At 60.3% G+C, this 13,066-nt stretch carries 11 protein-coding genes; 6 read left to right on the top strand and 5 right to left on the bottom strand.

Annotated features, from left to right (window positions below; genetic code table 11):
• The first annotated feature begins 125 nt into the window (after positions 1-125).
• The 5 genes from ACMXYI_RS12825 (at position 126) to ACMXYI_RS12805 (ending at position 8,194) form a co-directional block, all read left to right on the top strand.
• The gene (locus ACMXYI_RS12825; RefSeq protein ID WP_415773480.1) at positions 126-1,553 is read left to right on the top strand and encodes a di-heme oxidoredictase family protein; all 1,428 of its coding nucleotides are present in this window, start codon (positions 126-128) and stop codon (positions 1,551-1,553) included.
• Between the two features lie 26 nt (positions 1,554-1,579).
• Positions 1,580-2,644, top strand: a complete 1,065-nt coding sequence (locus tag ACMXYI_RS12820; RefSeq protein WP_415773479.1) for an imelysin family protein — start codon at positions 1,580-1,582, stop codon at positions 2,642-2,644.
• Positions 2,645-2,658: 14 nt separating this feature from the next.
• Positions 2,659-3,756, top strand: a complete 1,098-nt coding sequence (locus ACMXYI_RS12815; RefSeq protein WP_415773478.1) for a DUF1513 domain-containing protein — start codon at positions 2,659-2,661, stop codon at positions 3,754-3,756.
• Positions 3,757-3,996: 240 nt separating this feature from the next.
• On the top strand, positions 3,997-5,145 hold the full coding sequence (locus ACMXYI_RS12810) for an efflux RND transporter periplasmic adaptor subunit (RefSeq protein WP_415773477.1): 1,149 nt from the start codon (positions 3,997-3,999) through the stop codon (positions 5,143-5,145).
• A gap of 13 nt (positions 5,146-5,158) precedes the next feature.
• Positions 5,159-8,194 (top strand): multidrug efflux RND transporter permease subunit, encoded by a 3,036-nt coding sequence (locus ACMXYI_RS12805; RefSeq protein ID WP_415773476.1) that lies wholly within the window; start codon positions 5,159-5,161, stop codon positions 8,192-8,194.
• Between the two features lie 169 nt (positions 8,195-8,363).
• Here ACMXYI_RS12805 and ACMXYI_RS12800 read toward each other — a convergent pair whose 3' ends face one another.
• From ACMXYI_RS12800 to colR, 5 genes are all read right to left on the bottom strand, one after another.
• Positions 8,364-8,591: a hypothetical protein gene (locus ACMXYI_RS12800; protein ID WP_081757450.1), complete on the bottom strand. Its 228-nt coding sequence runs from the start codon at positions 8,589-8,591 to the stop codon at positions 8,364-8,366.
• A 2-nt stretch (positions 8,592-8,593) separates the two neighbouring features.
• Positions 8,594-9,307: a lipopolysaccharide kinase InaA family protein gene (locus ACMXYI_RS12795; protein WP_415773475.1), complete on the bottom strand. Its 714-nt coding sequence runs from the start codon at positions 9,305-9,307 to the stop codon at positions 8,594-8,596.
• A gap of 4 nt (positions 9,308-9,311) precedes the next feature.
• Positions 9,312-9,980 carry a class I SAM-dependent methyltransferase gene (locus ACMXYI_RS12790; protein ID WP_415773894.1) on the bottom strand — a complete coding sequence of 223 codons (669 nt, stop codon included), beginning with the start codon at positions 9,978-9,980 and terminating at the stop codon, positions 9,312-9,314.
• 153 nt (positions 9,981-10,133) lie between these two features.
• Complete coding sequence (locus tag ACMXYI_RS12785; RefSeq protein WP_415773473.1) at positions 10,134-11,417, bottom strand: sensor histidine kinase; 1,284 nt, start codon at positions 11,415-11,417, stop codon at positions 10,134-10,136.
• Entirely contained in the window at positions 11,407-12,090 is a 684-nt protein-coding gene (gene colR, locus ACMXYI_RS12780) for a two-component system response regulator ColR (RefSeq protein WP_095132512.1), read from the bottom strand. The genes ACMXYI_RS12785 and colR overlap by 11 nt, the downstream gene beginning before the upstream one ends.
• A gap of 218 nt (positions 12,091-12,308) precedes the next feature.
• On the opposite strand from colR, the gene ACMXYI_RS12775 reads away from it, so the two are divergent.
• Positions 12,309-13,052, top strand: coding sequence for a phosphatase PAP2 family protein (locus tag ACMXYI_RS12775; RefSeq protein WP_415773472.1), 744 nt, complete (start codon positions 12,309-12,311; stop codon positions 13,050-13,052).
• Positions 13,053-13,066 lie beyond the last annotated feature (14 nt).

Below are 13,066 nucleotides of genomic sequence, written 5' to 3'. Positions count from 1 at the left end.
TTCCCACGCAGAGCGTGGGAACGATCAGTTGCCTCAGATCAACCAAACGATAATTCCTCTTATTCAAACTCCCCCGCCCTGTTAGACTTTGCGCCCCTTGTTTTGCTCGTCTTGCAGGATGTCTGATGCCCTCGCTGCCTCTTCGCTTGTCCGCACTGTTGCTGGCCCTGGGCCTGAGTGCCTGCGATGACGCCCCGCGTTTTACCCAGGCCGAACCCGGTGAAGCCCGCTCCGGTGGCAGCGCAACCGTGCGCAAGACCGATCAGAACGCATTTTCCCTGCCGTCCGCCAACCTGCCGCCGTCACGGCGCGTGGACTTCAGTGTCGGCAACAGCTTTTTCCGCAATCCCTGGGTGATCGCCCCGTCGACCACTACCGCCAGGGACGGACTCGGCCCATTGTTCAACACCAACGCCTGCCAGAACTGCCACATCAAGGACGGACGCGGTCATCCGCCCACGCCTGATGCGCAGAACGCCGTGTCGATGCTGGTGCGCCTGTCGATTCCCGATACGCCGGCCTATGCCAAGCTCATCGAGCAGCTCGGTGTCGTCCCGGAGCCGGTCTACGGTGGGCAATTCCAGGACATGTCCGTGCCGGGTGTCGTGCCGGAAGGCAAAGTGCGCGTCGATTACAGGCCCGTTCCGATTCGTTTCAAGGACGGCACCGAAGTCGAGTTGCGCAAGCCGACGTTGCAGATCACCCAGCTTGGCTACGGCCCGATGCACCCTGACACGCGTTTCTCGGCCAGGGTTGCACCGCCAATGATTGGCCTGGGCCTGCTCGAAGCGATTCCCGACGAGGCGATACTGGCCAATGCCGAGGCTCAGGCAAAAGACAAAAACGGCATCGCCGGGCGTCCGAACCGGGTCTGGGATGACGCGCAGCAAAAAACCGTTCTCGGGCGATTTGGCTGGAAGGCCGGGCAACCCAACCTTAATCAACAGAACGTTCACGCGTTTTCCGGTGACATGGGCCTGACCACAAGCCTGAGGCCCGTCGACGACTGCACTGACGCGCAAACCGCTTGCAAGCAAGCGCCCAACGGCAATGGCCCGGATGGCGAGCCGGAAGTCAGCGACAACATCCTGCGTCTGGTGCTGTTCTACAGCCGTAACCTCGCCGTACCGGCTCGCCGCGATGTCAGCGCCCCCGAGGTGCTGGCCGGCAAGACTCTGTTTTTCCAGGCCGGATGTCAGTCCTGCCACACCCCGAAATACACCACCGCCGCCAACGCCGCAGAACCTGAACTGGCCAATCAAGTGATTCGCCCTTACAGCGATCTGCTGCTGCATGACATGGGCGACGGGCTGGCCGACAACCGTAGCGAATTCCAGGCCAGCGGCCGCGACTGGCGCACCCCGCCGTTGTGGGGCATTGGCCTGACGCAGGCGGTCAGTGGCCACACCCAGTTTTTGCACGATGGCCGCGCCCGCAATCTGCTCGAAGCCGTGCTCTGGCATGGCGGCGAAGCAACAGCGGCGCAGCAACAGGTTTTGTCTTTCAATGCCGAGCAGCGCGCTGCGTTGCTGGCGTTCTTGAATTCCCTTTAATACATATTCCATAGCGGGAGCCCGACATGTTCCGTCCCAAATTGTTGTTCACCAGCCTTGCCGCGCTAGCCTTGGGCGCCTGTTCGCCTCAGGATCCGCAGGCCGTCACGTCGGCGGCGATCGCCAAGTCGGTGATCCTGCCGACCTACACGCGCTGGGTTGAAGCCGATCGCCAACTGGCCGTCAGTGCTTTGGCTTACTGCGAAGGCAAGGAAAACCTCGACACCGCCCGTGCCGACTTCCTGCACGCGCAGAAAGCCTGGGCCGAGCTGCAACCGCTGCTGATCGGGCCGTTGGCCGAGGGCAATCGCGCCTGGCAGGTGCAGTTCTGGCCGGACAAGAAAAACCTCGTCGGCCGTCAGGTCGAGCAACTGGTCACCGCACAGCCGCAGATCGATGCCGCTGCCCTGGCCAAGTCCAGCGTTGTGGTTCAAGGCCTTTCCGCCTACGAATACATCCTGTTCGACAGCAAGCCTGATGTGGCCAACGCTGAACAGAAAGCCAAGTACTGCCCGCTGCTGATCGCGATTGGCGAGCGTCAGAAACAACTGGCCGAAGAGATTCTGAAAAGCTGGAATAACACCGACGGCATGCTCGCGCAGATGAGCAAATTCCCGAACCAGCGCTACGCCGATTCCCACGAAGCCATCGCCGATCTGTTGCGCGTGCAAGTCACCGCCATCGACAGCCTGAAGAAAAAACTCGGCACGCCGATGGGCCGTCAGACGAAGGGGGTGCCGCAACCGTTCCAGGCCGACGCATGGCGCAGCCAGTCGTCCCTGACCGGCCTCGAAGCCAGCCTCGCCGCCGCCAAAACGGTGTGGGAAGGCGTCGACAACAAAGGCCTGCGTGGTCTGTTGCCAAACGAGCAGAAACCGTTGGCCGACAAGATCGACGCCGCTTACGCCGCGGCCCTGAAACTGTTCGCCAGCAACCAGCGCTCGCTGACTGAAATGCTCGGCGATGACGCCGGTCGCCAGCAACTCAACGATATCTACGACAGCCTCAACGTCGTCCACCGCCTGCACGAAGGCGAACTGGCCAAGGCGCTGGGCATCCAACTGGGCTTCAACGCCAACGACGGTGACTGATGAGGGTAAGTTCCATGCTGCGACGCCAGGCTCTGACGTTAGGTAGTTTGCTGCTGGGTGCGGTGACACTGGGCGGCTGGACGCTGTTCAAGCAAAAGGACAAAAGCCCGCTGCTGCTCTCGGCGCGGGACGATACCGACGGCAAACACTACGCCGTCGGTTACCGGCTGGACGGCACCCGGGTGTTTGCCACCCAGGTCGGCCAGCGTTGCCACGACATCATCAACCACCCGACGCTGGCGATTGCGCTGTTCGTCGCCCGTCGTCCTGGCACCGAGAGTTACCTGATCGATCTGCGCGACGGCACGTTGCTGCAAACCGTGACCTCGCTGCCGAACCGGCACTTCTACGGTCACGCGGTGATTCACAAGAGCGGCGACTGGCTGTACGCCACCGAGAACGACACCTCCGATCCGGGTCGCGGCTTGCTCGGTGTGTATAAGTTCGAAGGTGAGCGGCTGGTGCACAGCGGCGAGATTTCGACCCACGGCGTCGGCCCGCATCAGGTGTCGTGGATGCCCGATGGCGAAACCCTGGTGGTGGCCAACGGCGGCATTCGCACCGAGGCCGAAAGCCGCGTCGAGATGAACCTCAACGCCATGGAACCGAGCCTGGTTCTGATGCAACGCGACGGCACCCTGCTGAGCAAGGAAACCCTCGCCCAGCAGATGAACAGCGTGCGCCACTTGGGGATTGCCAGCGACGGCACCATCGTCGCCGGTCAGCAGTTCATGGGGCCGTCTCACGAGTCTTCGGAGCTGCTGGCGATCAAGCGTCCCGGTCAGCCGTTCGTGGCCTTCCCGGTGCCTGAGCATCAGTTGCAGGCCATGGGGCATTACACCGCCAGCGTCGCGGTGCACAGCGAACTGCGCCTGGTGGCGTTGACCGCTCCCCGGGGCAACCGCTTTTTCATCTGGGACCTGGACAGCGGTGAAGTGCGCCTGGACGCGCCGCTTCCCGATTGCGCCGGGGTCGGCGCGGTAGCCGATGGCTTTGTCGTGACCTCGGGTCAGGGGCGCTGCCGGTTCTACGACTGCCGCCAGACAAGCCTTGTTGCAAAACCCCTCGATCTACCCGCAGGGCTCTGGGATAACCACCTTCACCTCATCTAAACACGGCCCTTTGTAGCAGCTGGCGCAGCCTGCGTTCGGCGGCGAAGCCGTCGTGAGATCAGCCCCCTCGGTGTGTCAGGCAAACCGAGGTGTCAGGGTTTACGACGGCTCCGCCGCCGAACGCAGGCTTCGCCAGCTGCTACAGGGATCGCGCTGTAAGTTCTGCCAGTTGGAAACCCCCTCCCACTCGGAGTAATGTGCCCGACTGTCTCACCTGATTTTCTCCAAGGAAGTGGAAATATGCTGCGTCGCCGCATGCTGATCATGTTGGGTGTTGTTTTGCTGATCGTGCTGGTCCTGGCTGGTTACAAAGCCTTTTCCATCTATACGATGATTCAGGGCTTTGCTGTGCCGAAACCGGCGATCAGTGTCGCCGTGGCCACTGCCACCGAACGGCCGTGGCAAGCCCGCCTGCCCACCGTCGGCACGCTCAAGGCGCTGCAAGGCGTGGACCTGAGCCTGGAGACCGACGGCACCGTCATCGATTTGCAGTTCGAGTCAGGTCAGAAGGTCAAAGTCGGCCAACCGCTGCTGCAACTAGATAGCATTGTGGAAACCGCCCTGCTCGAAACCGCTCAGGCCGACCTGGGTCTGGCACAGCTCGATTACGGTCGCGGCAGCCAATTGGTGGGCAGCCAGGCCATTTCCAAAGGCGAATTCGACCGGCTCTCGGCAGTGTTGAAAAAGAGCCAGGCCACGGTCAATCAGCTCAAGGCGGCGCTGGCCAAAAAACGCTTGCTCGCACCGTTCAGCGGGACCATCGGCATTCGTCAGGTGGACATCGGTGACTATCTCGCCAGCGGCACCATGATTGCCACCCTGCAAGACCTCAGCAGCCTCTATGTAGACTTCTTCGTGCCCGAGCAGTCGGTACCGAAGATCGCCCTCGGCCAACCGGTGCAGATCGTTGTCGCGGCCTACCCGACACAAACCTTCCCCGGCACCATCAGCGCGATCAACCCGAAAGTCGAAAACAGCACGCGCAACGTCCAGGTCCGCGCGACCCTGGCCAATCCCGACGGCAAACTGCTACCGGGGATGTTCGCCAGCCTGCAAGTGTTGTTGCCCGACCCGCAGCCGCGCATCGTCGTGCCGGAAAGTGCGATCACTTACACGCTGTACGGCAACTCGCTCTATGTCGTCGCGCAGAAAAAAGCCGAAGACGGCAGCGTTGAAAAGGACGACAAGGGCCAACCGATCCTGATCGCCGAACGGCGTTTCATCGAAACCGGCGAGCGCCGCGATGGGCAAGTGATAATCACCAAAGGTGTGCAGAACGGCGAAAAAGTGGTCACGGCCGGCCAGATCAAACTGGACAACGGCGCACACATTGCGATCAGCGACGACAAGACCTTAGCCGAGAAGAACAGCCCGCCGCGCGCGGACTGATCAAGGAACCCCCATGGCTTTTACCGACCCGTTCATCCGCCGCCCGGTGCTCGCCACCGTGGTCAGCCTGTTGATTGTGCTGCTGGGCTTCCAGGCCTGGAGCAAGTTGCCGCTGCGCCAATACCCACAAATGGAAAACGCCCTGATCACGGTGACCACCGCTTACCCCGGGGCCAACGCCGAAACCATTCAGGGCTACATCACCCAACCGATGCAACAAAGTCTGGCGAGTGCCGAAGGCATCGACTACATGACCTCGGTCAGTCGCCAGAACTTCTCGGTGATCTCGATCTACGCGCGCATCGGCTCCAACAGCGACCGCTTGTTCACCGAACTGCTGGCCAAGGCCAACGAGGTGAAGAACCAGCTGCCTCAGGACGCCGAAGACCCGGTACTGAGCAAGGAAGCCGCCGACGCCTCGGCACTGATGTACATCAGCTTCTTCAGTAAGGAGCTGAGCAACCCGCAGATTACCGACTACCTGTCGCGAGTCATCCAGCCAAAACTGGCGACCCTGCCAGGCATGGCCGAAGCCGAGATTCTCGGCAATCAGGTATTTGCCATGCGTCTATGGCTGGACCCGGTCAAGCTCGCCGGTTTCGGCCTGAGTGCCAGCGACGTGACCGATGCCGTGCGCAAATACAACTTCCTCTCCGCCGCCGGCGAAGTGAAAGGCGAGTACGTCGTCACCAGCATCAACGCCAATACCGAGCTCAAGTCCGCCGAAGCCTTTGCCGCGATTCCGCTCAAGGTCGAGGGCGACAGTCGCGTGCTGCTCAGCGATGTGGCGCGGGTTGAAATGGGTGCGGAAAACTACGATTCGATCAGCTCTTTCGGCGGCACCCCTTCGGTGTACATCGGCATCAAGGCCACGCCGGGCGCCAACCCGCTGGACGTGATCAGGGAAGTGCGCAAGATCATGCCGGACCTGGAAGCCCAGCTGCCGCCGAACCTCAAAGGTGAAATCGCCTACGACGCCACGCTGTTCATCCAGGCCTCGATCGACGAAGTGGTGAAAACCCTGTTCGAAGCGGTGCTGATCGTGATCGTGGTGGTGTTCCTGTTCCTCGGCGCGCTGCGTTCGGTGGTGATCCCGGTGGTCACCATTCCGCTGTCGATGATCGGCGTGATGTTCTTCATGCAGATGATGGGTTACTCGATCAATCTGCTGACGTTGCTGGCGATGGTATTGGCCATCGGCCTGGTGGTGGACGACGCCATCGTCGTGGTGGAAAACATCCACCGGCACATCGAAGAAGGCAAGACTCCGCTGGATGCAGCCATCGAAGGCGCCCGGGAAATCGCCATGCCGGTGGTCTCGATGACCATCACCCTGGCGGCGGTCTATGCGCCGATCGGCTTCCTGACGGGGCTTACGGGGGCGCTGTTCAAGGAGTTCGCCCTGACCCTGGCCGGCGCGGTGGTGATCTCCGGCATCGTCGCCCTGACCCTGTCGCCAATGATGTGCGCCTTCCTGCTGCGTCACGACGAAAATCCCAGCGGTCTGGCCCATCGCCTGGACCTGATTTTCGAAGGCCTCAAGCGCCGTTACCAGAGCATGCTCCACGGCACCCTCAACACCCGGCCGGTGGTGCTGGTGTTCGCGGTGATCGTGCTGTGCCTGATTCCGGTGCTGCTCACGTTCACCAAGTCGGAACTGGCGCCGGACGAGGACCAGGGCATCATTTTCATGATGGCCAACGCCCCGCAACCGGCCAACCTCGACTATCTGAGCGCCTACACAGACGAGTTCGTCACGATCTTCAAGACGTTTCCCGAGTACTACTCGTCGTTCCAGATCAATGGCTTCAACGGCGTGCAATCGGGGATCGGCGGCTTCCTGCTCAAACCCTGGAACGAACGCAGCCGCACCCAGATGCAAATCCTGCCCGAGGTCCAGAGCAAACTGGAGAGCATTTCCGGGCTGCAGATCTTCGGCTTCAACTTGCCGTCCCTGCCCGGAACTGGCGAGGGGCTGCCGTTTCAGTTTGTCATCAACTCCGCCAACGATTACGAGTCGCTGCTGCAAGTCACCGACCGGGTTAAAAAGCGGGCAATGGAATCCGGCAAGTTCGCCTTCGTCGACCTCGACCTGGCGTTCGACAAACCTGAAGTGGTGGTGGATATCGATCGCGCCAAGGCCGCACAGATGGGTGTTTCCATGCAGGACCTGGGCGGGACGCTCGCGACATTGCTGGGTGAGGCCGAGATCAACCGTTTCACCATTGAAGGTCGCAGCTACAAAGTCATCGCGCAGGTCGAACGACCCTTCCGGGATAACCCCGACTGGCTGAACAATTATTACGTGAAGAACACCCAAGGCGAACTGCTGGCCCTGTCGACCCTGATCACCGTGACCGACCGGGCGCGTCCTCGGCAGTTGAACCAGTTCCAGCAACTCAACTCGGCCATCCTGTCCGGGGTTCCGCTGGTCAGCATGGGTGAAGCCATCGACGCCGTGCGCCAGATCGCTCGGGAAGAGGCGCCGGTGGGTTATGCCTTCGACTATGCCGGCGCATCCCGGCAATACGTCCAGGAAGGCAGTGCGCTGTGGGTCACCTTCGCCCTGGCGCTGGCGATCATTTTCCTGGTGCTGGCGGCCCAGTTCGAAAGCTTCCGCGATCCGCTGGTGATTCTGGTGACCGTGCCGCTATCGATCTGTGGCGCGTTGATCCCGCTGTTCCTGGGCTGGTCGAGCATGAATATCTACACCCAGGTCGGCCTGGTGACGTTGATCGGGCTGATCAGCAAGCACGGAATCCTGATCGTCGAATTCGCCAACCAGTTACGCAAGGACAAAGGCCTGACGCCGCGCGAAGCCGTGGAGGAAGCGGCGGCCATTCGTCTGCGTCCGGTGTTGATGACCACTGCCGCGATGGTGTTCGGCATGGTGCCGTTGATCATCGCCACGGGGGCGGGCGCCGTCAGCCGGTTCGACATCGGCATGGTGATCGCCACGGGGATGTCGATCGGGACGTTGTTTACGTTGTTTGTGCTGCCGTGCGTTTACACGCTTTTGGCAAAACCCGATAAACCCCGACGCGGATGATCGTTCCCATGCTCTGCGTGGGAATGCCTCTATGGACGCTCCGCGTTCGGCTGTTGATGGGACGCGGAGCGTCCCAGGCTGCATTCCCACGCAGAGCGTGGGAACGATCAGCGTAGGGAATAAAAAAGGCCTCGCATTTGCGAGGCCTTTTATTTTGGCTTCAATCTGTTCAACTCTGTGGCCTCAATCCTTGAGAAAGGCCGAACATGAACAGCAATAAATCATGATCGGGTTGGGATGCCACGGATGCCTTCGCAACGCGTGGCAATGGACAGTGTGCGTCGCCGTTCACTGAACTGAGGACTTGCGTGCGGGGCTGCTCCCAAGCCGCCACCGCTAGTGAAGCAACTGCCAAGGCTCCTATTAAAAATACACCTCGTGCAATTTCGAGTTTCATTGCTATAAACCCTTGATAGCGCTGCCAAACGCCGTCTTATAAAAGTAGACGAGTTTCTGCCAGTCCGTCGTGCTGAACGACGAGTGGCGACGCAGTTGCTTCAGGTCATTGGTCGCCGCGCGACGGGCGGTCAAACGCTTCCGGCCTTTCTCCAGATCGATCAACGCCACTTCGACTTTGGCAGCCTCGCCTTCGCCGGTGACGCGCACGAAGACGTGCTTGCTGTAGAGGCAGCCGTGCTGCCAGCGGCCCTTGTGCATCCGGGCCAGGTTCTCGGCCAGTTCCTTCAACACTCGATCATGCACGGCCTCACCGTGACGCTCGCGACCGCCGCCGGCGTACCAGTGGTCGATTTCCTCGAACCCGTCCAGCGACTTGGTGACCAGCAATGCGCGCCATTTGTGGACAGGATCGCGCTGCGCACCGCAGTAAACAATTTCCGGCACACGAACGTCGAGCAGCTGCAGGCCAGTGAGCGCATCGCGCTCGCGCAACACCGTCGGTCGACCGAACGGGTGCAGCAAGCTGCGATGGATATGCCCGGTCTGACGTTTAACGTAAAGCAACTGTCCGTTGCTGCTCAGGACGCGCTGCACGCCACTTTCTCCACCGCGACGGACGTTGGGTTCTTCTACCCACTCACCGCGCTGATTCCAGAAATAGTCGAAGCGGTCCTGAGGAGCGACGTCCGTTTCTGCTGCACATTGCACTGCCATTCTGTTACCTCTTGCGTAATACGTAGACCCGCCACATGGCATAGAGCGGTAAAAAGTCCAGTTGTTCCTGGATACGAAAACCCGCCTGCTCAAATTCCTTTTCAACCGTAGCAGCCGGTAACACAAATCGATTTTGGTAACCTTCCTGCTCACGGGTTTTCTCGAGGCGCTTGCGTTTCCACGCCTTGAAATTGCCGTCCACCCACAGAGAAAGGATCACGCTATCACGCGTGACGCGCTCGAATTCACGCAAAATGGCCAGTCGATGCTCGGCTTCACCGATGTGATGGAGCAAACGCATGCAAAAAATGCTGTCGACGGCGTTATCAGGCAAGGCGATGTCGAATACAGAAGTGTGCAAGGGTTGTACCCGTTTCACCACCTCGGGAGGTTGCGCCTGCATGGCAATCTTCAGCATGGATTCGGAGTTGTCGGCGCCAATGATCGCACGATTGGTTTTTTCCGCCAGCAATGGCCAGAAACGTCCCGCACCACAGGGCAAATCGAGGATCAGCCCCGGCTCCCCGACCAGTGACAGCGCCTTGCGCGCCAGTTGCTCCTCACGCCAGTGAGACAGGCGGCGGCCAAGACCATCCTGGTGTTTGCGCAGGTATCGTTGAGCGTGTTGATCGTCGTATTTTTCGGAAAAATCCAGTTTGATCGGGCCGGCCATCACCAAGGTCTCCTTAGCTGCTGATGGCACCCACGATAGGCAGCGCCGTGTCAGCGACAGGTCATTCCTTTGTGAAAAAAACGTCATGTAAAACCCCAAATTATTTCGAGGTTTTGCAGGGCGGCAACGATAGCTCTAGGCCGTCGCGACCGATCAGCTCACATCCGACGAACACAACTCCACCTGAAAACGACAGCCGTTGGGCTCCATGTTCGTCAGGCTGACATTCCAACCCTGGTTTTCACAGATCCGCTGCACCAGTGACAGCCCAAGCCCCAAGCCCTCACCGCGTTTCTCGTTACCCCGCACGAATGGCTCGAACATCGCCTCGCGTTTTTCCTCGGGAATGCCCACGCCACTGTCCTCGACCATGAAACCCGTGGCTGTCAGGGTCAGGCGGATGAACCCGCGCTCGGTATAATGCAGCGCGTTACGCAGCAGGTTGCCCATGACCGCGTGCAGTAGAGTTGCGTTGTAGCAGGTGTTGGCCGGATTTCCCGGTTCAAAGATCAGCGCCAGCCCTTTGGCCTCGATCGGCTCGCGCCACAAAATGAGCAGTCCATCAGCTACCTGGCTCACGCTCTGCTGGGGCGACATGCTGGCGTCTTCACGTTGTGCGCGAGCCAACATCAGGAAGGTTTGCACCAGCTCGCGCATCTCTTCACAAGCGCGGGCGATTCGCTGGACCTGTGCACGTCCACGCTGATCGATGCCGGGGTTTTCCAGCAGCAGCTCGCAGGAACTGGCGAGCACCATCAATGGCGTGCGCAGCTCATGACTGACGTCACTGGTGAACAACCGTTCGCGGGTCAATGCCTGGCGCAAGCGCCCGAGGGTGGCGTCGAAAGCCACGGCCAACTCGCCCACCTCATCAGCGGCATAGTCCGGCGCCAGCGGTGGCGCCAGACCTAATAATTGATCACGGTGACGGACCTGACGGGCCAGTCGCACCACGGGCGCCATCACTTTGCGCGCCAGTATCCAACCGAGAAACACCGCCAATGCCAGACTCAGGACGAAGCCCACCAGCACCACGGCAAACAGCACCCGTTCACGCTCTTCGAAATCGCTCTGATCCTGTAACAGCACATAATGCCGGCCGTCGACGACTTCGACCATCGCGTGATACGACAGCTGTTCGCGAAATACTTCGTGAAAGCCCGGGTCCAGGTGCCGCAGGTCCTTGGGGAGTTCGAAGTCGCCCGGCCCGCCGCTGAAATAGAACAACTGGTCCGGCTCGGGACGGTGGCTCCAGTCCGACACGCTGTCCATCAGCAACAGACGTTGTAAATCGCCGCCCAGCCCTGCCGAAATCAGTTTTTCTTCGACCAGGTGCACGGTCGCCACAATGCCCATGGCGAAGGCCCCTGCCACCAATGCGCTCATCAGCGCAAAGGCAATGATGATCCGTTGAGCAAGGCTCTGTTTAAACTCCATCTCGGCCCTCGGCCAAGCGATAACCCACACCGTGCACGGTTTGCAGCAACGGTTTGGCGAACGGCTTGTCGATCACCTGGCGCAATTGATGGACGTGGCTGCGCAGGCTGTCGCTGTCCGGGCAGTCATCACCCCACAGCGCCTCTTCGAGAATTTCGCGGCGCAGTACGTGCGGACTTTTTTGCATTAACACGGCCAGCAACTTCAGGCCCACCGGGTTGAGTTTCAGCAGACGCCCCTCTCGGGTCACTTCCAGGGTATCGAGGTCGTAGATCAGATCGCCGACCTGCAGGGTGCGGCGACCACCACCCTGGGCGCGACGCATGACCGCCTCGATGCGCGCCGCCAATTCAGACAGGGCAAAGGGTTTGATCAGGTAATCATCGGCGCCGGATTTGAAGCCTTGCAGCCGGTCGTCCAATTGATCGCGAGCGGTGAGCATGATCACCGGTGTGTCGCGGCGCGCGTCTTCGCGCAGGCGTTTGCACAGGGTGTAACCGTCGATGCCAGGCAACATGATGTCGAGCACGATCAAGTCGTAATGCTCGGTGGCCGCCAGGTGCAAACCTGACAAGCCGTCCTGCGCGCAATCCACGGTATAACCTTTGAGCCCCAGGTAATCGGCCAGATTGGCCAGGATATCGCGGTTGTCTTCAACCAATAGAATTCGCATGGGTATCTCCTGCGTACACAGTAACGGCCGTCTTGGCCCGCGCAGCTTAAGGCCAAGTGTGGCTGAGGGCTAGGACTGCGTGCAGTTGTAAATCCACCCCATAAACCCGGGACGGCTTTAACGACTTTTTCACTATCGATTCACACGCCGACGACAGGATCAGGCTCAAACTCCGCGCGGCTGCGTTTTCAGAACATTTCACCGACCAAGGAACTGCCATGGTTTCGACTGCTGTCCGCCCCGCCTCCCGCCCGCTGAATTTCTGGGTGTGCCTGGGCGTTCCCGCCATCGCGGCGATCGTTTTGATGCTGCTCGAACTGACGTCCCTGGACATGGACCTTGCCAAGCTGTTCTATGACCCGGTCGCGGGGGATTTCATCGGGCGGCACAGTTACTTCCTGGAAGAGATCCTGCATGACCGCGCCAAGCAGGTGGTTATCGTCTTCTCGGTGTTGGCCATCTTCGGTTTCATCGCCTCCTTTTTCATGGACAGGCTCAAACCGATCAAGCGGGAACTGGGCTGTCTGGTGCTGTCTCTGGCGCTGGCGACCTCCTTTGTGACGCCAGTCAAAGCGGTGACGGCCGTGCAATGCCCGTGGAGCCTTGAGCAATTCGGTGGTCACGAGACCTATAGCGAACTGCTCAGCCCTCGCCCGCACACCGATAAACCGGGCCGTTGCTGGCCCGGCGGTCATGCGGCGACGGGTTTCACACTGTTTGCGCTGTTCTTTGTCCTGCGTGACCGTCGTCCGCGTCTGGCACGCAAGGCGTTTGTGTTCGCTTTCGCGTTGGGCACGGTGTTTTCCATCAGCCGGATGATGCAGGGCGCGCACTTCTTTTCGCACAACGTGTGGACCGCGATTTTCTGCTGGCTGATTTGCCTGGGGGCGTATTACTACATCCTTTATCGGCCGGCTTCCAAGGCTGATCGAGTGACCAAGGCAGAACCTGTTGGCGCGTGACCCTTGAATGACGG

Origin of the sequence: Pseudomonas lyxosi, from assembly GCF_047758685.1 — a bacterium.
GTDB lineage: Bacteria > Pseudomonadota > Gammaproteobacteria > Pseudomonadales > Pseudomonadaceae > Aquipseudomonas > Aquipseudomonas lyxosi.
The sequence above is the reverse complement of the archived record's forward strand: the minus strand, read 5'-3'. Positions and strand labels throughout refer to the sequence as shown.

Bases quoted from the DNA above. Each gene is read 5' to 3' on its own strand.
- ACMXYI_RS12810 (WP_415773477.1), top strand. From the start codon at position 3,997: ATGCTGCGTCGCCGCATGCTGATCATGTTGGGTGTTGTTTTGCTGATC.
- ACMXYI_RS12815 (WP_415773478.1), top strand. From the start codon at position 2,659: ATGCTGCGACGCCAGGCTCTGACGTTAGGTAGTTTGCTGCTGGGTGCG.
- ACMXYI_RS12805 (WP_415773476.1), top strand. From the start codon at position 5,159: ATGGCTTTTACCGACCCGTTCATCCGCCGCCCGGTGCTCGCCACCGTG.
- ACMXYI_RS12820 (WP_415773479.1), top strand. From the start codon at position 1,580: ATGTTCCGTCCCAAATTGTTGTTCACCAGCCTTGCCGCGCTAGCCTTG.
- ACMXYI_RS12775 (WP_415773472.1), top strand. From the start codon at position 12,309: ATGGTTTCGACTGCTGTCCGCCCCGCCTCCCGCCCGCTGAATTTCTGG.
- ACMXYI_RS12795 (WP_415773475.1), bottom strand. From the start codon at position 9,307: ATGGCAGTGCAATGTGCAGCAGAAACGGACGTCGCTCCTCAGGACCGC.
- ACMXYI_RS12790 (WP_415773894.1), bottom strand. From the start codon at position 9,980: ATGGCCGGCCCGATCAAACTGGATTTTTCCGAAAAATACGACGATCAA.
- colR (WP_095132512.1), bottom strand. From the start codon at position 12,090: ATGCGAATTCTATTGGTTGAAGACAACCGCGATATCCTGGCCAATCTG.
- ACMXYI_RS12825 (WP_415773480.1), top strand. From the start codon at position 126: ATGCCCTCGCTGCCTCTTCGCTTGTCCGCACTGTTGCTGGCCCTGGGC.
- ACMXYI_RS12800 (WP_081757450.1), bottom strand. From the start codon at position 8,591: ATGAAACTCGAAATTGCACGAGGTGTATTTTTAATAGGAGCCTTGGCA.
- ACMXYI_RS12785 (WP_415773473.1), bottom strand. From the start codon at position 11,417: ATGGAGTTTAAACAGAGCCTTGCTCAACGGATCATCATTGCCTTTGCG.